This is a genomic window from Cupriavidus pauculus (assembly GCF_022179805.1).
Classification (GTDB): Bacteria; Pseudomonadota; Gammaproteobacteria; order Burkholderiales; family Burkholderiaceae; genus Cupriavidus; species Cupriavidus pauculus_E.
Genome location: NZ_BPUO01000001.1, coordinates 647126 through 664465, shown reverse-complemented (window position 1 = coordinate 664465; position 17340 = coordinate 647126). Strand labels below are relative to the sequence as shown.

Genomic DNA, 17340 nt, shown 5'->3' with positions numbered 1-17340 from the left:
TTCCTCCTCTTCTTGCTTGTGAGCGCGATGGATGCGCGTGGACGTCGACGTCTGCCGTGTGGATTGTAGGACAGTTGCCTGTCACGACAATGTCGGAGACCGTCCCATTTTTGTTGCCTGTCAGACGTTCAGGTGTTCTGGACGACGATGCTCGGGAACTTGTTGCTCATGTCCCGCGCCTTGTCGGCAACCTTGATCGCCACCTTGCGCGCCATTTCGCGGTAGATCGCGGCAATCTCGCCGTCCGGCTCGGCCACCACCGTCGGGCGGCCCGAATCGGCCTGCTCGCGGATTGACAGGTTCAGCGGCAGGCTACCCAGCACGTCGACGTGATAGTCACTGCTCATTTTTTGAGCACCGCCGGCACCGAAGATGTGTTCGGTATGACCGCAATTCGGACAGCAGTAGACCGCCATGTTCTCGACGATGCCGAGAATCGGGATGCCGACCTTCTCGAACATCTTGAGGCCCTTGCGGGCGTCCAGCAGCGCGATGTCCTGCGGCGTGGTCACGATGACCGCACCCGTGACCGGCACCTTCTGGGACAGGGTGAGCTGGATATCGCCGGTGCCCGGCGGCATGTCGACGATCAGGTAGTCCAGGTCGCTCCAGTTGGTCTGGCGCAGCAGTTGTTCCAGCGCCGACGTCACCATCGGGCCACGCCACACCATCGGATTGTCCTGTTCGATCAGGAAACCGATGGAGTTGGCCTGCAGGCCGTGGCCTTGCAGCGGCGCCATGGTCTGGCCGTCGGTCGACTCCGGGCGGCCGCTGATGCCCAGCATCATCGGCAGGCTGGGGCCGTAGATATCGGCATCGAGCATGCCGACGCGCGCGCCCTCGGCGGCCAGCGCCAGGGCCAGGTTCACGGCCGTGGTGGACTTGCCCACGCCGCCCTTGCCCGATGCCACGGCAATCACGTTGCGCACGCCCGGCAGCAGCTTCACGCCGCGCTGCACCGCGTGGGCGACGATCTTCATCGACACCGCCACGCTGACGTTGGCCGACGCGTCCAGTCGGCGTACGGCATCGGTCACGAGGTTGCGGATCAGGTCGAACTGGCTCTTGCCAGGATATCCAAGCTCCACTTCCACGGACACGTTGGCGCCGTCGACCCGGACGTTGCGCGCCGATCGCGTGGAGACTAGGTCCTTGCCCGTGTTGGGATCGATGACGGTACGCAGGACTTCGGTTACCTGTTCAATGGTGAGGCTCAAGACAGACTCCGCTCTGGAAATGGAATAGTGGGGAAGCGAGGCGCGTAATGTAGCAAAAGAACCTGCACACAGCCGAACCCGCGATTCTTATGGCACGGCCACGGTAGCAGGTCCCGTGCAGCTTTGCGACAAGGTGATTTAACCCTTGATTAAGTGTGGATTTACGAACATTTACATCTCTCACACTCCGCGGGCTTGTGCGTCCGCCGCCATGTGCCTATTGTAGTGCGCCACTCTCGGGCGCATTGCGGCCGCTGGCGTCCGCCCACCGCGCGCCCTGAGCGTTTTAATACGCATTGTTGAAACTTGTCGCGCGGTGCTCGGCACCAGGCGGCAGGCGTTACCATGCGGCATGGCGTTGGCCAAACATTTTCGGGTATCACCAGAAGGAGAAAGCATGAACTTCAAGCTCGTTACCGTCTCGATCGTCGCCGCTGCGGCCCTCGCGGGCTGCGCCACCGAACAGCAGACCAACACCGCGGTCGGTACCGGGGTGGGCGCTGCTGTTGGCGCTGGCCTGGGCAACCTGATCGGCGGCAACACCACCGGCACGCTGGTAGGCGCGGCCGTGGGCGGCGCGCTGGGCGGCGCCACCGGGTACAACTGGAATGCCATCCGCGGCAAGCTGAACAAGGACACCGCGGGCACGGGCACCCAGATCACCGAGCAGCCGGACGGGTCGCTGAAGGTCAACATCCCGAGCCAGGTAACGTTCGATACCGACAGCGCCACGATCAAGCCGACCTTCCGCAGCGTGCTGGACCAGGTTTCGCAGACGCTGAGCCAGCACCAGGACGTGGCAGCCAACGTCGTCGGCCATACCGACAGCACCGGCAACCCGAGCTACAACATGCAACTGTCGCAGCGCCGCGCCCAGAGCGTGGCCGCCTACCTTGGTGATCACGGCGTGGGCCGCAACCGCCTGACCGCCGAAGGCCGGGGCCAGACGCAGCCCGTGGCGGACAACGCCACCGAGGCCGGACGTGCACAAAATCGACGAGTCGAAATTTTCTTGAAACCAATTTCTGGGTGACCAGTCATAGAGTTCAGGTACCGCTTGCCACCGTTGCTGGCTCGCGATGGGTGGCTGACCTCCCGGGCGGTACCTGATTTCTCCTCCTTTTCCGTTGTGGAAAGCTGCGCCGGTACCTAACCGGCGCTTTTTTTTGCCCGTTCGCCTTCGAAAGCCCGCGCACATTCACCGTTTCGCCGCGATTCGCGGGCGAATGTGCCCCGTTGGCCGCCATTTCGAGCAATCCGCGCGGGCAGGCGCTAAAATAGCCGGTTCCTTCGTCCGGCAGCCGCCGGGCGCGCATCGACATCACTGACCGGCTCTCTTCATGACCGCACGCCGCATTCTTGTTACCTCTGCCCTGCCGTACGCCAACGGCCAGATCCACATCGGCCATCTGGTGGAGTACATCCAGACCGACATCTGGGTGCGCTTCCAGCGCATGATGGGCAACGAGGTGTACTACGTCGGCGCCGACGATACACACGGCACCCCGGTCATGCTGCGCGCGGAAAAGGAAGGCATCACGCCCAAGCAGTTGATCGACCGCGTCTGGACCGAACACAAGCGCGATTTCGACAGCTTCCTGGTGTCGTTTGACAACTACTACAGCACCGACGCCGAGGAAAACCGCGAACTTTGCGAGAAGATCTACCTGTCGCTGAAGGCCCAGGACCTGATCGCCGAGCGCGACGTGGAGCAGTTCTTCGACCCGGTCAAGAACATGTTCCTGCCGGACCGCTTCATCAAGGGCGAGTGCCCGAAGTGCGGCGCCAAGGACCAGTACGGCGATTCGTGTGAAGTATGCGGCACGACGTACGTGCCGACCGACCTGAAGAACCCGTACTCGGTGGTGTCCGGCGCCACGCCGGTACGCAAGTCGTCGACGCACTTCTTCTTCCGCCTGTCCGATCCGCGCTGCGAGACGTTCCTGCGCGAGTGGGTGGCCGACCTGGCCCAGCCCGAGGCCAGCAACAAGATGCAGGAATGGCTGGGCGCCGAAGGCGAAGCCTCGACGCTGTCCGACTGGGACATCTCGCGCGATGCGCCCTACTTCGGTTTCGAGATCCCGGGCGCGCCGGGCAAGTACTTCTACGTGTGGCTGGACGCGCCGATCGGCTACTACGCCAGCTTCAAGAACCTGGCGCAGAAGCGCGGCATCGACTTCGATGCGTGGGTCGGCCCGCACTCGACGGCCGAGCAGTACCACTTCATCGGCAAGGACATCCTGTACTTCCACACGCTGTTCTGGCCGGCGATGCTGCGGTTCTCGGGCTATCGCACGCCGACCAACGTCTTCGCGCACGGCTTCCTGACCGTGGATGGCGCCAAGATGAGCAAGTCGCGCGGCACGTTCATCACCGCCCAGAGCTATATCGACACCGGCATGAATCCGGAATGGCTGCGCTACTACTTCGCCGCCAAGCTCAACGCGAGCATGGAAGATCTGGACCTGAACCTGGACGACTTTGTCGCGCGGGTGAACAGCGACCTGATCGGCAAGTACGTGAATATCGCCAGCCGTGCGGCCGGCTTCCTGGTCAAGCGCTTCGACGGCAAGGTCAACGAGGCCGCGCTGGCCAACCCGCTGCTGGAACAGCTGCGCCAGGCCGCGCCGCAGGTGGCCGCGTTCTACGAAGGCCGCGAGTACAGCAAGGCGCTGCGCCTGGTGATGGAGCTGACCGATACGGTCAATGCATTCGTCGATACCAACAAGCCGTGGGAACTGGCCAAGGACGACAGCAAGCGCGATGCGCTGCATGCCGCCTGCTCGGTATCGCTCGAAGCATTCCGCCTGCTGACCGTATTCCTGAAGCCCGTGGTGCCGACCGTGGCCGCCGGCGTGGAAGCGTTCCTGAATGTCGAGCCGCTCGACTGGCGCGCCATCGACAAGCAGTTGTCGGCCGACCGTCCGATCCAGGCTTACCAGCACCTGATGACCCGCGTGGACACCAAGCAGGTTGATGCGCTGCTGGCCGCCAACAAGGAATCGCTGCAAGCTGCAGCCACCCCGGCCGCTCCGGCCGCCGGCACGGCAGCCATCGAGCCGATTGCGGACACGATCACGATCGACGATTTCGCCAAGATCGACCTGCGCGTGGCCAAGATCGTCGACTGTACGGCGGTGGAAGGCTCGAACAAGCTGCTGCAACTGACGCTGGACCTGGGCGAAGGCAAGACGCGCAACGTGTTCTCGGGCATCCAGTCGGCCTACACGCCGGAACAGCTCAAGGGCAAGCTCACCGTGGTGGTGGCTAACCTGGCGCCGCGCAAGATGAAGTTCGGCCTGTCCGAAGGCATGGTCCTGGCCGCGTCGGCCGCGGACGAGAAGGCCGCGCCGGGGCTGTATATCCTGGAACCGCACAGCGGCGCTGTGCCGGGGATGCGGATTCGCTAAGGCGGATTAGCCTGCCGATTGGTTGCTCCCCTCTCCCGCCCCGCGAGAGAAGGGTTGGGGGAGAGGGCAAGCGTGTCGCCTGTGACATGCGTGTTTAGAGCTTGAACCGCCCGCCCTCTCCCCCGCCCCTCTCCCGCATGCGGGAGAGGGGAGAAAACCGAGAGGGGAGTTTCAGCCGCCCTGCCGCTTCGACGGATCGTCGCTTCTCGACGTCGTCGTCACCGTGCCCTCGTTGTTGAAGTGCACATTGAAGAAAGCCCGATCCGTCGGGCTTTCGAACCATCTGTAGCCCCAAACTTCTTCCTGCTTGAGCCGGAACGCCTCCACCTTGGTCGGCTTGCCGAGCATGCGGCGGATCTGGTCCTTGTTCATGCCGGGGCGCACTTTCTGGAAATTCTCGGCGGTCAGCACCTGCTCGATCGACCGTACCGTGCCGTCGCCGTTGGTGGTCACCATCCACGTGGTGGCGCCCTCGGGGCCGCGCGGATATTCCAGCCGGCGTCCGCCGTCGGGCTCTTCCCAGACGATCTCGGGCTTGCCGGCCTGGCGGCGCACATCGTCCTCGGTGGACTTGCTCAACTCGATACCCTTGAACAGCTGGCTGTCGGGCTTCACGCTGTTCCACGTGTCGCCAGCCACCTGTTTCGCCTTGTTCATCGCTTCGTCGACCTTGCGCTGGTCGCAACCAAACAGGGCAAGCAGGCTGGCAATCAGTCCCATGGCAGCTAGGCGTCTGCGAGACGCGTGGTTGAGTGGTTTCATCGTTTGATCGCCTCGACGGGGTCTCCGGCCGGCGCGCTGGCGCCTTCCACGGCCGCATCGGCGGCGGCATTGCTGCGCCGCGCCGGGCTGCCGGAGAACAGCGTACTCCAGTTGGTGAAGCGGCGGTTGAACAGCACCGACAAGCCGTTGATCGACCCGCCCTTGGCAATCAGCGACCAGCGCCGCGAGAACGCCCAGGTCAGCTTCACCACGTTCGAAGCCGAGGTCAGGCTCTGCTCGTAGCCCACCGATATCTGGTCGGTCACCGACTTGCCGATACTGACCACCTGCTGGTCGTTCAGGCCCGCCGTGCTGGGGCCAATCGAGAATTCGTCGATGCCGAAGTGCGACACCACGCTCTTGCCGGCCTTGCCGCCGATCATGCCCAGTGCCGCCCCACCCAGCGCACCGCCACTCAACTGGCGCTGCTGGCTGGACCCGGCGCTCTCCGCGCCGTAGCCGAACATCAGCCACGACAGCTTGTCCTCGTCGGGCACGTTGGGCTCCGACACCAGCCGCACGCGCGGCAGCCGCACCGTGCCCGTGACCTCGACGCCGGCTTCCACTTCCTGGTTGCGGCGCATGGCGCGGATCAGCACGTTCGGATTGTCGATCGGGCCATTGAAGTTGAACGTGCCGCGATCGATGTCGAGCTTGCGCCCGAACGCCTCGTACGTGCCATCCACCACGCGCACGGTGCCGGTGGCCCGCATCGGCGACAGCGGCTCGCTCTTGATGCCGAGCTGGCCTGCCAGCAAGATATCGGCCCCCGCGCCCCGGAAGCGGAAGTCGTTGCCCAGGTCGATGGTGACGTCGATCAGCGGGCTGAAGCGGCTGGCCGGCTTGGCCTCCGGCACCACCGGCGTGGCGGCCGTCTTGAGCTCGCGCTCGTCCTTGCGGCGCACTACCACCACGTCGTCGCCCAGCACCGGCGCGCTGGACTTGGGCAGGTCGAACAGCCCGCGGTCCACGCGGAACTTGCCACGAATGGCCACCTGCTTGTTCTCGTTGGCGATGCCGGCCTCGCCAGACACGATCAGCGTGCGCTCGGGGCTGGCAAATAGCTGCAGCTTGTCCGCCACGATCCGGCCGGTCAGGTTCGGATCGGTCTCGCCCAGTTTGACCGCGCCGGTGGCCGTCAGCGTGCCGTCGCCGCCACGGAAGCGCACCTGCTTGAGTTCCACCGTGTTCTGGTCCAGCACCACGTGCACCTCGCCATCGGTGAGCCGGATGCCGAGGTCATAGAGCGTGATGCCGATGCCACTGCCGTCGATCGCGCCGGTCAGCAGCGGATTGCCTACCGTGCCCGCCAGCCGCAGCGCGGCGGCCAGCTTGCCTTCCAGCGCGTATTGAGGCCCGGTCAGCGCCTCCAGCGACTTCAGGCGCGGAATGTCGGCGGTAACCGTGCCGCCCAGCGTCGATGCCGGCCCCACCGTCAGCAGGCCCTGTTCGTTGACGAGCCCGGCCGATGCATCCACCGCCACCTTGCCGATCCGCTGCGACGTGGTACCGCCGCGCAGCGTCATGCGATTGCCGCTGAAGTCAGCCCGCAACCCGGTTTCGCCCAGGCCCAGCGTGGTCCAGCCCCGGCCGGCATTGACCGAGGCGTCGCCGCTGCGCCGCCGGATCTCGGCAAACCCGGTCGCCGTTTCCGCGAGATTCAGGTTCCAGTTGGCGTCGAGCACCAGGTCCGAGCGAATCGGCTGCGATTCTCCGGTGAACGCCTCCATCGTCTTGAGGATGTTGCCCACCTCCACGCCGTTGAAGTTGCCCTGCGTACGGATGCGGCCGTGATCGAACTCGAATCCTTCGATGCTCATCGTCGCGCGCTCGAACTGCAGCCGCGTCTGGCCCAGCCGGATATGCTTGTCGGCCACCAGCAACTGCGCCGGCGACACCAGCCGGACATTGGCCGTGCCGCGTTCCTCGAGCGTGCGAATCGTGCCGTTCCAGCCCTGGTCGCCGCGCCAGGCGCCCTGCCCCGACAGCGCGAGCTGCGTCTGGCGCCCATGCAGCGTACCGGCGGCCTTGGCGTCGAACGTATGGTTGCCCTGCGTGCCCGCCAGGTTGGCGTCGAGCGTGCGGATCGATGCCTGCGGGCCCTGGTAGTCGCGCGCAGCCAACTGGGCCGACAGCGTGCCGTCCAGCCCGCCGCGCAGTTCCACATGGCCGCTGGCGCTGGCCACCTTGTGCGGCCCCACCACCAGCGCCTGCGCGCTGTAGTCGCCCACCACCTCGGGCTTCTTCAGCGTGCCTGTGACCACCGCATCCACCTTGGCGCGGCCGCCCACGCCGAATTTCAGGCGGTCCAGTTGCGGGGCATCGACATTGACCTTGAGGCTGTCCCCGCGTGCGCCGAAGCTGCCCTTCAGATTCACCTGGTTGCCGGCCATCAGCAGCGATGCCTCGCTAGGCAGCAGCCGCTCGCCCTCCAGCAGTACGCGGCCCTTGCCGGTCATCGGCAGCCCGGCGTACTCGCTTTCGCCCAGCGAGAAATCCAGGGCCACGCGCAGCACGCGGGCCAGAGATCCCTTGGTCGAGAACTCGGCATTGATGCGCCCCGGCGCCACCTTGGCCAGCCGCGCCGGGTCGAAGTTGGTCAGCTTGCCCTTGAAGTCGAACGGCTGCTCGTCCTTCAGGCCCAGCTTGCCGTCCGCCACCAGCGTGCCGCTGCCAAGCCCTGCGCGCAGCGCCGTCAGCGTTACCGCGTCCTCGTCGATCCTGGCATCGGCGAACAGCTTGATCTCGCCGCCCGCCACGTCCAGCGCCACGCTCTGGCGACCCGGCTCCAGCCGCAGGATGACCGGCCCCGACAGGTTCGTGGTGACCATGCCGGTATGCAGCGCGGCCGCATCGAGCCGCCGCACATCGAGATCGAAACCGCCCCGGCCGCCATTCAGCGTGCCCTGCCCGACGATCTCGGCCCGGCCCGGCAGCGCGATGCGCAGGTCGCGCAGCGTCTGCGTCTGCTCGCTCAGTTCCACGCGCGCCTGCACGCTATGCACCGGCAGCCGCTCCTTGTCGATCGGGCCCGGTTCGAGGTTGCGCACCGACACCTCGCCCGCCACGGCAAGCGGATGGGCGGTGGGCGCGGCCGGCGTGGGCACGGGCGCCGAGGCCGATGCTGCCGAGGCGGCGGCCACGGCGCTGGCCGTCGATTGGCCCGGCGTGGGCTGAGCCACCTTGGGCGGGGGCGCCACCGATTCCACGGGATGCAATTCCGCATGCACGGTCAGATTGGCCTGCGGCGCGGTGGGGCTGAACAGGCGCGGGTTGATCCGTTCGCCATCGACAATCAGGTGCGTGAACGGCACCTTGCCAAATGGCGTCACGTCGGCATTGCCGCGCGCACGGATGCGGTCGCCATTGGCTTCCAGCTCGGCGCGCAAGGTCTCCAGCGATCCGCTCACCGTTGCCGACACCGCATAAGTTTCTTCCTTCCACTTGCCCTCCAGCAGCGCCTCAGCCGTCAGCGGGAACGGCGCCTTGCCGCCGATCTGCGCATTGGCCTGCAGCTTGCCGTAGGGCGTGACGAGCTTGTCGACGACCACCCGGTGGCGCTGGCCATCGCTATGCAGCGCGCCGGACAGGTCCGACAGCACCAGCGGGCTGGCCGTGGCGGGCGGCCCCTGCAGCAGCGACAGTTCGCCGATGGTCAGCGCGTCGACGTCCACCGCCAGCGGCAGTTCCAGCGACTGCGGCATGCGCGCGGGCTCGGTGCTTGGTGCCGATGCCGGCAGGCGCGCGTCGATCTTGCCCAGCCGCAGCCATTCCACATGCACCCGCGCGGGCGACCACGACACCTGCCATTTCGTGTCGATCCGGTCGATCGTCACGCGCGTCTCGCCGCTGGCGAACACCACGTCGTGCAAGCGCAGACCGTTGGCCACGGTGCCGCCATCGAGCTGGCCGGACAGCATGCCGGAGGAAAGCCGCGTGGCCACGTTCCAGAGCTGGCGCGTGCCGGCCTCGGTGCGCAGCGCCGCCACCACGGTTGCGGCCAGCGCGATGACCAGCACCAGCAGCACGGCCAGCGTCCATCCGAGGATCTTCCAGATGCGGCGGCGCGGTTTGGCAGGCTGGCGTGGCGCGTTGGGGTCCTGGCGCGGCACCGATGGCATGTCCGGCATGTTCATCAGAAAGCCACCCCAAGCGAGATATGCGGGCGGAACTGCTTCTGCTGGATGCCGTAGCCGATATCGAGCTGCACCGGCCCCACCGGGCTGCGCCAGCGCGCGCCCACACCCACGCCGTGGTAGATCGTGATGCCGTCGAGGTTATTGGTGGCAGTGCCCATGTCCCAGAATACCGCCGCGCCCCAGTCGGGCTTGAACCAGTACTGGTATTCCAGGCTGCCGGTGCCAAGGTAGCGCGCCGGCAGCACGCTCTGGCCGTTCGGCGTGCCGATCGACTGGTAGCTGTAGCCACGGATCGAATCGGTGCCGCCTGCGCGGAAGCGCAGCGTGGCCGGAATCAGCGACGGGTCGTCCGACGTGATGTTGGCGCCCAGTTCCAGCCGCGCGACGATCAGGTCCCGGTTGCCCACCGGCACGTACTGGCGGATGCGGCCGTACAGGCGCAGGAACGTGGCATCGCTCAACACATTCTTGGCCGCCACCCCGATCTGGGTGTTGATCACGTTGCCCCGGCGCGGAAACACGGGGTTGTCCACATCGCGGCGCGTCCAGGCAAACGCGGGCACCAGGGCCTTCGAGTACTGCGCCGGCTGGCCGTACGGCGTGAGGATGTCGTAGTAGAAGTCCAGCGACACCGTGGTGTCGTACTTCTCGCGCGACCGCGACCGTTTCAAGCCGCCGCGCCAGCTCTTGGTGTCGGTGCTCTCGATGTCGATGGTGCGTTCGTAGCTGGTGTAGATGCTGTTGCGGTACGTGTGCGGATCGGGCGGCATCGCCATTTCCATGAACGCGTACTGGCGCTTCTGTTCGATGCGCGCCTGCGAATCGAGCACCCAGGCCCGATTGAACAGGTTGTAGTAGGAATAGCGGCCTTCCACCTGGGCGCCGGTATCGGTGGTGTAGCCGACGCCGGAACTGAGCCGGTGCGTCGGATATTCGCGCACCTTCACGCGCACGGGCGTTGTCACGGTCTGCTGCTGCGCGGCGGCCTCGGCCGACGTGGCGGCCGGCGGCTCGTCCAGTTCCACCTGTACGTTCGAGAAATACGGCTGGTTCTGGATCGCGCGCTGGAATTCGAGCAGCCGTTCCACGCGATACGGCTCGCCCTCGTTCAGCGGGTTGACGTTGCGGATGATCTGCGCCGGATAACGGCGCGTGCCTTCGATCTCGAGCGGCCCCAGCACGTAGGCCGGGCCACTGTCGTACTTCGCGGTCAGATCGGCAGCCTGCTCGTCGGGTTCGATGCGCGCCTGCGACGACGCCAGCTTCGCGCCGTAGTAGCTCTTGCTCTGCAGCTGCACCAGCGCCTCGTCCTTGGCCTTGTCCCAGTCGGCCTGCCGAAACGGATCGCCCACGGGCAGGCCCCACTTCTTGCGCATCTGTTCCACCTGCTCCGGCGACTGGGTGGCAGCCGGGCCGCTCACCTCCACGTCCGCGCGCCGGATCAGCGTGCGCGCGCCGGGGTCCACGCTGATGTGCACTACGCGTTTGTCGCCTTCGCCTTCCACGGTGGCCTTGGTGACCGGGTCGAACCAGCCCTCGGTGGACGCGAACTGGCGCACCTGGTCGCCCACGGTTTCCACCATGTACTGGAACTGGTCGTCGGAAATATCGGTGCGGGAGGTGTAGCGCGCCAGGTCGAGGTGCTCCTCGAGGATGTCCTTGAGCGCCTTGGGCGCGTCGATCTCGACCTTGTACTGGGCCTTGGCGGCATGCGCGAGCGGCCAGGGAGCCACCAGCATCAGCCCGAAGGCCAGGGCGGCCATGGCGCGGGCCAGCCAGTGGGCCTCGGCGCGGGCTCCGTTCGGCTGTGCTGCGGCGGTTGGTCCGGCCAGGCGGCCCGAAGCAATCGTCATCCGTCCTTGTGGCTCTCGAATCAAGTCGCTATTTGACCACACCGCCGGTGCCACAAGGCACATCCGGCGGCCAAAATTCAGGTTTACGGACGGTGCACCGGCAGTGCGCGGTGCCGATACGGTAAAATCCAGCCCCGTCATCCCCCAACGCCGCCCAAAGGGCACAGGTTTCGCCATGGCCATGTACGAATCGGATATCACCCAGTTCCTGAAGACTCTCAAGCAGGAGCGCCCGTCGCTGGAAACCGAGCAGCGCGAAGGCCGCGGCCTGCTGTGGGACAAGACCCCGATCGACCTGGACGAACGCGCCCGCGCCAACGCCTCACGCGTGGCCCAGAAGCCGTACGTGTACTCGTCCGAGAACTGATCGGGCCCAGCGCCCGATTCCAGTCCATCCGGACCCCCTTCCGATGCATCCGAGCGATCCGCTGGACTCCGGCGCGCAGGAAAAGCTGACCCTGCCCGTCGCGCTGCCCAGCGTGACGCAGCCGGGTAGCGGCGCCAATCCGGCCGACATGGTCGACGGTATGGCGTTCGCGCGCCTGTACGGAGAGCCGCTGTTCAAGCTGCCGCAAGACCTGTACATCCCGCCCGATGCACTGGAAGTCTTCCTCGAAGCGTTCGAGGGTCCGCTGGACCTGCTGCTGTACCTGATCCGCAAGCAGAACTTCAACGTCCTGGACATTCCGATGGCCCAGGTGACGCGCCAGTATCTCTCATACGTCGACCAGATCCGCCAGACCAACCTGGAACTGGCGGCCGAGTACCTGCTGATGGCCGCGATGCTCATCGAGATCAAGTCGCGCATGTTGCTGCCGGTCAAGAAGGCCGACAGCGACGAAGAGGCCGAGGACCCGCGCGCCGAACTGGTGCGCCGCCTGCTGGAATACGAGCAGATGAAGCTGGCCGCCCAGCGGCTGGACACCGTGCCCCAACTGGGGCGCGACTTCCTGCGCTCGCAGGTCTATATCGAGCAGAGCCTGGCGCCGCGTTTCCCCGACGTGGAAACGATCGACCTGCAGTCTGCCTGGGCCGACGTGCTCAGGCGCGCCAAGCTGAACCAGCACCACAAGATCTCGCGCGAGGAGCTGTCCGTGCGCGAGCACATGAGCCAGATCCTGCGCCGCCTGCAGCACGCCCGGTTCATGGAATTCAGCGAACTGTTCGAGGACGCGATCCGTTCCGGCAAGGGCGTGCCCGTGGTGGTGGTCAACTTCATCGCCATGCTGGAGCTGTCGCGCGAGGCGCTGGTCGAGATCACGCAGGCCGAACCCTTCGCACCGGTTTATGTGCGATTGGCGTACACGCCAGCCTGATCCTTCCACCCCGCGGAACGATTGCCCGCCCGGCGCGGGCCTGAACCGGCGCGGATGCTCTACAATCCGCCGACAGCCGGCCAATGTGTTCCAGAGAGCCGGCACGCCAGCTGCCCCGCAGCGGCACGCTCCAACCACGACGGCACACCACATTCATGAAAGTCATTTCTTCCATCCAGGCGTTGCGGGACCAGTTGCGCGGACAGAACCGCGTGGCGTTCGTCCCGACCATGGGCAACCTGCACGAAGGCCATCTGTCGCTGATGCGGCTGGCGCGCCAGCATGGCGACCCGGTGGTGGCCTCGATCTTCGTCAATCGCCTGCAGTTCGGCCCGAACGAGGATTTCGACAAGTACCCGCGCACGCTGCAGGACGACGTGGAAAAGCTGCAGAGCGAAGGCGTGTACGTGCTGTTCGCGCCGACCGAGTCAGACATGTATCCGGTGCCGCAGGAATACCGCGTGGACCCGCCGCACGACCTGGGCGACATCCTGGAAGGCGAGTTCCGCCCCGGTTTCTTCAAGGGCGTGTGCACCGTGGTGATGAAGCTGTTCTGCTGCGTGCAGCCGCGCGTGGCCGTGTTCGGCAAGAAGGACTACCAGCAACTGATGATCGTGCGCCGCATGGCCCAGCAGTTCGCGCTGCCCGTGGACATCATCCCGGCTGAAACGATCCGCGCCGAGGACGGCCTGGCGCTATCGTCGCGCAACCGCTACCTGGGCGAAGCCGAACGCAAGGAAGCCCCGATCCTGTACAAGACGCTGCACGAAGTGCGCGACACCGTGCTGGGCAATGGCAACGTGGACCTGCTGACCGTGGAAGCCGATGCAGTGGCGCGCCTGCGCGCACGTGGGTGGAATCCGGATTACGTGTCGATCCGCAAGCAAGGCAACCTGCAGGCCCCGACGCCCGAGGAATTCGCCGCTGGTGAACCGCTGGTGGTGCTGACGGCCGCCAAGCTGGGCAATACGCGGTTGATCGACAACCTGGAAATTTGATCGGGCGTCCAATCGCTCGATTGATTTTCTCCCTTCTCCCTCCGGGAGAGGGGCGGGGGAGAGGGCTGGCGTTTCAAGTCCTGAAAAGCGCCCGTCGCAGACGACGCGCTTGTCCTCTCCCCCAACCCCTCTCCCGCACGGCGGGAGAGGGGAGCAAAAAACAGCGGGAGCCGTAGCCCTCAGACGCTCAAACCCGCTTCAGCCTCACCTTTTCCCGTTCCACATGCCGCCGGTGTCCGCTGCGGCGTTTCCACCAGATCAGTACCCCCGTCACCGCAAACGCCAGCGGCATCAGGCCGAAGGCCGTGATGAACGCACGGCCGTAGGTGCCGAACGCCTCGCCGGTATGGAGCGGGAACAGCCACAGGATGAACGCATCGCCAGACCGGGCATCGCGCGGATCGCGGGCGCCGAGAGGACGGCCCGAATAGGCATCGATCCATAGCCGCGTGGCGCCGCTGTCTTCCTGCAGCTCTCCTTCTTGACGCAGCCGAATCTCGTAGGCGTCGCCCGGCTTGCGCGGCAGGCTGATACGCGTGACCTGGGCGCCAGGGAACTGCTGCTGCGCGGCCGTCATGGCCTGGGCGGGGGTAATGGCGTGGGCACCGGGCGGCGGTGTGTCCGACTGGTGCTTGGCCGGCGGGCTCACAGTCATCACCGTGGAAATGATCGGCGTCACCCACTTCGGCAGGTTCAGGTACCAGCCCGAGAACGCGATGGTCGCCAGCACCGGCGCCACGAAAATGCCGCCGGCGCGGTGGAACGTATAGAAGAAGCGCGACCACGACCCGCCGTGCGAAATGCGCACCGACTGCTTCAGCGCGCGCAGCTTCATCTTGGGCCACCACAGCACCACGCCCATCATCACCGTGAAGAACAGCACCATGCCAGTCACGCCGATGATGGTCTTGCCCGTATCGCCGGACAGCAGGTAGCGATGCAGGTGAAACAGCGTCGGCATGAGCTGCTGGCGCGACACGCCGGGCACGCCAAAGTCGCGCTCGCCCTTGATGGCCAGCGTGATCGGGTCGATCATGACTTGGCGCGAACGCCCGGTCGCGGCCTGCGGACCCTTGAGCGGATAGTAGGCAACGAATACGTCATGTTCGTCGACCGGCAGCATCAGCAGGTTCGGCTTGCCGTACTGCGGATCGGCCATCAGCTTGGCCGTGACGGACTCCACCGTGGCCGCGCCAACCGGAATGCGCGTGGCCGACGCCGCCACCAGCAAGTCTGGATTGAGCCACTTGTCGATATCGTCGCGCCACGAGATGAGCGTGCCGGTCAGGCCCATCATGACGAACAGCAGGCCGAAGACCAGGCCGATATAGAGATGCAGCTTGACGAGTACGGTACGCAGACGGCCGGTGACCATTGGAAGCTTTCTTATAGGGGCGACGTTTGCCGCACGCCTCGGGCGCCTGCGGCGTCGCATCTGTGCGCCAGCGCGCAAATGCAAATGCGAAGAATTCGCGATTCTATCAGCGTGACGTTAAAATCGGAGCCGCACCGCCCAATCCCGTCCTCCGGTGCCGCCCTGCCCAGCCATGCCCCTGATTGAACTGGTTCCCGCCACGCCGGCCGATGCCGACCTACTCGCCACCCTGCACGTCGATAGCTGGCGCGACGCCTATGCCGGCCTAATTCCGCGGCAGTATCTGGAAGCCCATGCGCAGGCCGAGCGGCTGGCCACCTGGCGTGCGCGCATGCTCGAAGGCGCCGAGGCGCCGCTGGAAGCCACGATCCTGCGCGTGAACGGCCAGCCAGCCGGTTTCTCGTGCCTGATGCCGCTGGCCGAGCCGGGCTACGGCATCTACCTCGACAACCTGCATGTGATGCGTGCGTATCAAGGCTATGGCTACGGCAAGACGCTGATGGCCCATGCCGCGACGCGCGTGGCCAGCCAGTGGCCGGGCAAGCCGCTGTTCCTGTACGTGCTCGACGGCAATACCCAGGCGCGCGAGTTCTACCAGCGGCTGGGCGGCGTCGAATCGGACAGTTTCAACGACCCGTTTCCGGGCACCGACCTCATGGTGGCCGTGCGCCGCGTGAGCTGGGACGACGTCGATACCCTGGTCACACGGCTGGCGCCGGGTCCGTAGCCGTCTCCAGCGGGGCAAACATCGCCTGCAGGTCGAGGTGTTCGGCCATGCTGCCGGCCAGGCGGTCGATCGATGCCTCGCGCAGCGCGTCCAGGTCCACCCCCTCGGCCCGCGCCAGGCCAGCCCAGCGCAGCAGCGCGCCGCATGCGTCGGGGTTGTCGAACAGCCCGTGTACATAGGTGGCCAGCACCTGGTCGTCATCCGACACGGCGCCATCGGGCCGTGATTTGCCCCCTTCGCCCCCTGCACTTCCGTCAACGTCGAGCCATAGCGCCGGGCGCTCCAGCGCAGCGCCGTGCGTCACGCCCAGATGGATCTCGTAGCCCGCCACTGCCGCCCCGCCGGCCAGCCGGCCGGTCACCCGCCGCAACTGCTTCTCGGGCGCCAGCGTGGTGTCTAAATCGAGCAGTCCGAGCCCGTCGCTGCTGCCCGCCGGCCCTTCCCGGCCGTCCGGATCGTGGATGCGCCGCCCCAGCATCTGCATGCCGCCACAGATGCCGATCAGCTTGCCGCCATAGCGCAGGTGCCGCAGCAGCGCGTGGTGCCAGCCGTTGGTGCGCAGGAAGTCCAGGTCAGCCCGCACGCTTTTGCTGCCGGGCAGGATCACCAGGTCGGCCGAGGGAATCGGCATGCCCGGTCCGATGAACCGCAGGTCGACGCCGGGGTGCGCGCGCAGCGCATCGAAATCGGTGTGGTTCGAGATGCGCGGCAGCACCGGCACGATCACGCGCAACACGTCGTCGCCGTCGCGCCGGGCCACCTGGCTGCTGGCGATCGCATCCTCGGCATCCAGGTGCAGGCCGTGCAGGTAGGGCAGCACGCCAAACACCGGCTTGGCGGTGCGTGCCGTCAGCCAGTCCAGCCCCGGCTGCAGTAGCGCGATATCACCCCGGAAGCGGTTGATGATGAAGCCCTTTACGCGTGCACGCTCGCTCTCGGACAGGCAGTCGAGCGTGCCCACCAGGTGCGCGAACACGCCGCCACGGTCGATATCGGCCACCAGCACCACCGGGCAATCCACGCGCTCGGCAAAACCCATGTTGGCGATATCGCGATCGCGCAGGTTCACCTCGGCGGGGCTGCCCGCGCCTTCCACCAGCACCACGCCATACGCCTGTTTCAGGCGGTCGTGGCTTTCCAGCACCGCCGCCATCGCCTGCGGCTTGTAGGCGTGATAGGCCCGCGCATCGAGGTCCATGCGCGCCCGGCCGTGGATGATGACCTGCGCGCCGATGTCGCTGCTGGGCTTGAGCAGCACCGGGTTCATGTCGGTATGCGGCGCCAGACCGGCCGCCTGGGCCTGCAGCGCCTGGGCGCGCCCGATTTCGCCGCCGTCGACCGTCACCGCGCTGTTCAGCGCCATGTTCTGCGGCTTGAACGGCGCCACGGCCACGCCGGCTCGCGCCAGCACGCGGCACAGGCCGGCCACGACGGTACTCTTGCCCGCGTCGGACGTGGTGCCCTGGATCATCAGGGTGCCGCGCAGGGCACGCGCCGCAAACGGCAGGGGATGGGCTGGGAGATCGTTTCGCATCGCGCGATT

At 66.2% G+C, this 17340-nt stretch carries 12 protein-coding genes; 6 read left to right on the top strand and 6 right to left on the bottom strand.

The features are described from left to right. Nucleotides 1-128: 128 nt before the first annotated feature. Entirely contained in the window at nt 129-1217 is a 1089-nt protein-coding gene (gene apbC / locus MFF62_RS03245; RefSeq protein ID WP_238259849.1) for an iron-sulfur cluster carrier protein ApbC, read from the bottom strand. 397 nt (nt 1218-1614) lie between these two features. Here apbC and MFF62_RS03240 point away from each other — a divergent pair, with 397 nt between their 5' ends. Then, nucleotides 1615-2250: a YiaD family glycine zipper/OmpA-like lipoprotein gene (locus MFF62_RS03240; protein ID WP_238259847.1), complete on the top strand. Its 636-nt coding sequence runs from the start codon at nt 1615-1617 to the stop codon at nt 2248-2250. Nucleotides 2251-2557: 307 nt separating this feature from the next. Further along, nucleotides 2558-4627, top strand: a complete 2070-nt coding sequence (gene metG, locus MFF62_RS03235; protein WP_238259846.1) for a methionine--tRNA ligase — start codon at nt 2558-2560, stop codon at nt 4625-4627. A gap of 171 nt (nt 4628-4798) precedes the next feature. Here the strand turns inward: metG and bamE are convergent, their stop codons facing one another. From bamE to MFF62_RS03220, 3 genes are read right to left on the bottom strand one after another with little or no spacing between them, the layout of a single operon-like run. After that, complete coding sequence (bamE, locus tag MFF62_RS03230) at nt 4799-5347, bottom strand: outer membrane protein assembly factor BamE domain-containing protein (protein ID WP_238259836.1); 549 nt, start codon at nt 5345-5347, stop codon at nt 4799-4801. Between the two features lie 38 nt (nt 5348-5385). Further along, nucleotides 5386-9525: a translocation/assembly module TamB domain-containing protein gene (locus MFF62_RS03225; protein WP_238259834.1), complete on the bottom strand. Its 4140-nt coding sequence runs from the start codon at nt 9523-9525 to the stop codon at nt 5386-5388. Next, nucleotides 9525-11291: an autotransporter assembly complex protein TamA gene (locus tag MFF62_RS03220; RefSeq protein WP_404990604.1), complete on the bottom strand. Its 1767-nt coding sequence runs from the start codon at nt 11289-11291 to the stop codon at nt 9525-9527. The genes MFF62_RS03225 and MFF62_RS03220 overlap by 1 nt, the downstream gene beginning before the upstream one ends. Before the next feature lie 265 nt (nt 11292-11556). Here MFF62_RS03220 and MFF62_RS03215 point away from each other — a divergent pair, with 265 nt between their 5' ends. From MFF62_RS03215 to panC, 3 genes are all read left to right on the top strand, one after another. Then, entirely contained in the window at nt 11557-11748 is a 192-nt protein-coding gene (locus MFF62_RS03215) for a DUF3460 family protein (protein ID WP_238259822.1), read from the top strand. Between the two features lie 43 nt (nt 11749-11791). Then, nucleotides 11792-12697 (top strand): segregation and condensation protein A, encoded by a 906-nt coding sequence (locus MFF62_RS03210; protein WP_238259820.1) that lies wholly within the window; start codon nt 11792-11794, stop codon nt 12695-12697. Nucleotides 12698-12852: 155 nt separating this feature from the next. After that, nucleotides 12853-13695: a pantoate--beta-alanine ligase gene (panC, locus tag MFF62_RS03205; RefSeq protein ID WP_238259819.1), complete on the top strand. Its 843-nt coding sequence runs from the start codon at nt 12853-12855 to the stop codon at nt 13693-13695. A gap of 187 nt (nt 13696-13882) precedes the next feature. On the opposite strand, the gene MFF62_RS03200 is transcribed toward panC, so the two are convergent. Then, complete coding sequence (locus tag MFF62_RS03200) at nt 13883-15070, bottom strand: PepSY-associated TM helix domain-containing protein (protein ID WP_238259817.1); 1188 nt, start codon at nt 15068-15070, stop codon at nt 13883-13885. Between the two features lie 172 nt (nt 15071-15242). Between MFF62_RS03200 and MFF62_RS03195 the strand changes: the two genes are divergently transcribed. After that, the gene (locus tag MFF62_RS03195; RefSeq protein WP_238259815.1) at nt 15243-15797 is read left to right on the top strand and encodes a GNAT family N-acetyltransferase; all 555 of its coding nucleotides are present in this window, start codon (nt 15243-15245) and stop codon (nt 15795-15797) included. On the opposite strand, the gene MFF62_RS03190 is transcribed toward MFF62_RS03195, so the two are convergent. Beyond that, nucleotides 15772-17268 carry a cobyric acid synthase gene (locus MFF62_RS03190; RefSeq protein WP_238260134.1) on the bottom strand — a complete coding sequence of 499 codons (1497 nt, stop codon included), beginning with the start codon at nt 17266-17268 and terminating at the stop codon, nt 15772-15774. The two genes, MFF62_RS03195 and MFF62_RS03190, sit on opposite strands and share 26 nt — an antisense overlap. Nucleotides 17269-17340 lie beyond the last annotated feature (72 nt).

Coding starts and splice junctions, on each gene's coding strand:
- MFF62_RS03240 (WP_238259847.1), top strand. CDS start 1,615: ATGAACTTCAAGCTCGTTACCGTCTCGATCGTCGCCGCTGCGGCCCTC.
- metG (WP_238259846.1), top strand. CDS start 2,558: ATGACCGCACGCCGCATTCTTGTTACCTCTGCCCTGCCGTACGCCAAC.
- bamE (WP_238259836.1), bottom strand. CDS start 5,347: ATGGGACTGATTGCCAGCCTGCTTGCCCTGTTTGGTTGCGACCAGCGC.
- MFF62_RS03225 (WP_238259834.1), bottom strand. CDS start 9,525: ATGAACATGCCGGACATGCCATCGGTGCCGCGCCAGGACCCCAACGCG.
- MFF62_RS03220 (WP_404990604.1), bottom strand. CDS start 11,291: ATGGCCGCCCTGGCCTTCGGGCTGATGCTGGTGGCTCCCTGGCCGCTC.
- MFF62_RS03215 (WP_238259822.1), top strand. CDS start 11,557: ATGGCCATGTACGAATCGGATATCACCCAGTTCCTGAAGACTCTCAAG.
- MFF62_RS03210 (WP_238259820.1), top strand. CDS start 11,792: ATGCATCCGAGCGATCCGCTGGACTCCGGCGCGCAGGAAAAGCTGACC.
- panC (WP_238259819.1), top strand. CDS start 12,853: ATGAAAGTCATTTCTTCCATCCAGGCGTTGCGGGACCAGTTGCGCGGA.
- MFF62_RS03200 (WP_238259817.1), bottom strand. CDS start 15,070: ATGGTCACCGGCCGTCTGCGTACCGTACTCGTCAAGCTGCATCTCTAT.
- MFF62_RS03195 (WP_238259815.1), top strand. CDS start 15,243: ATGCCCCTGATTGAACTGGTTCCCGCCACGCCGGCCGATGCCGACCTA.
- MFF62_RS03190 (WP_238260134.1), bottom strand. CDS start 17,268: ATGATCCAGGGCACCACGTCCGACGCGGGCAAGAGTACCGTCGTGGCC.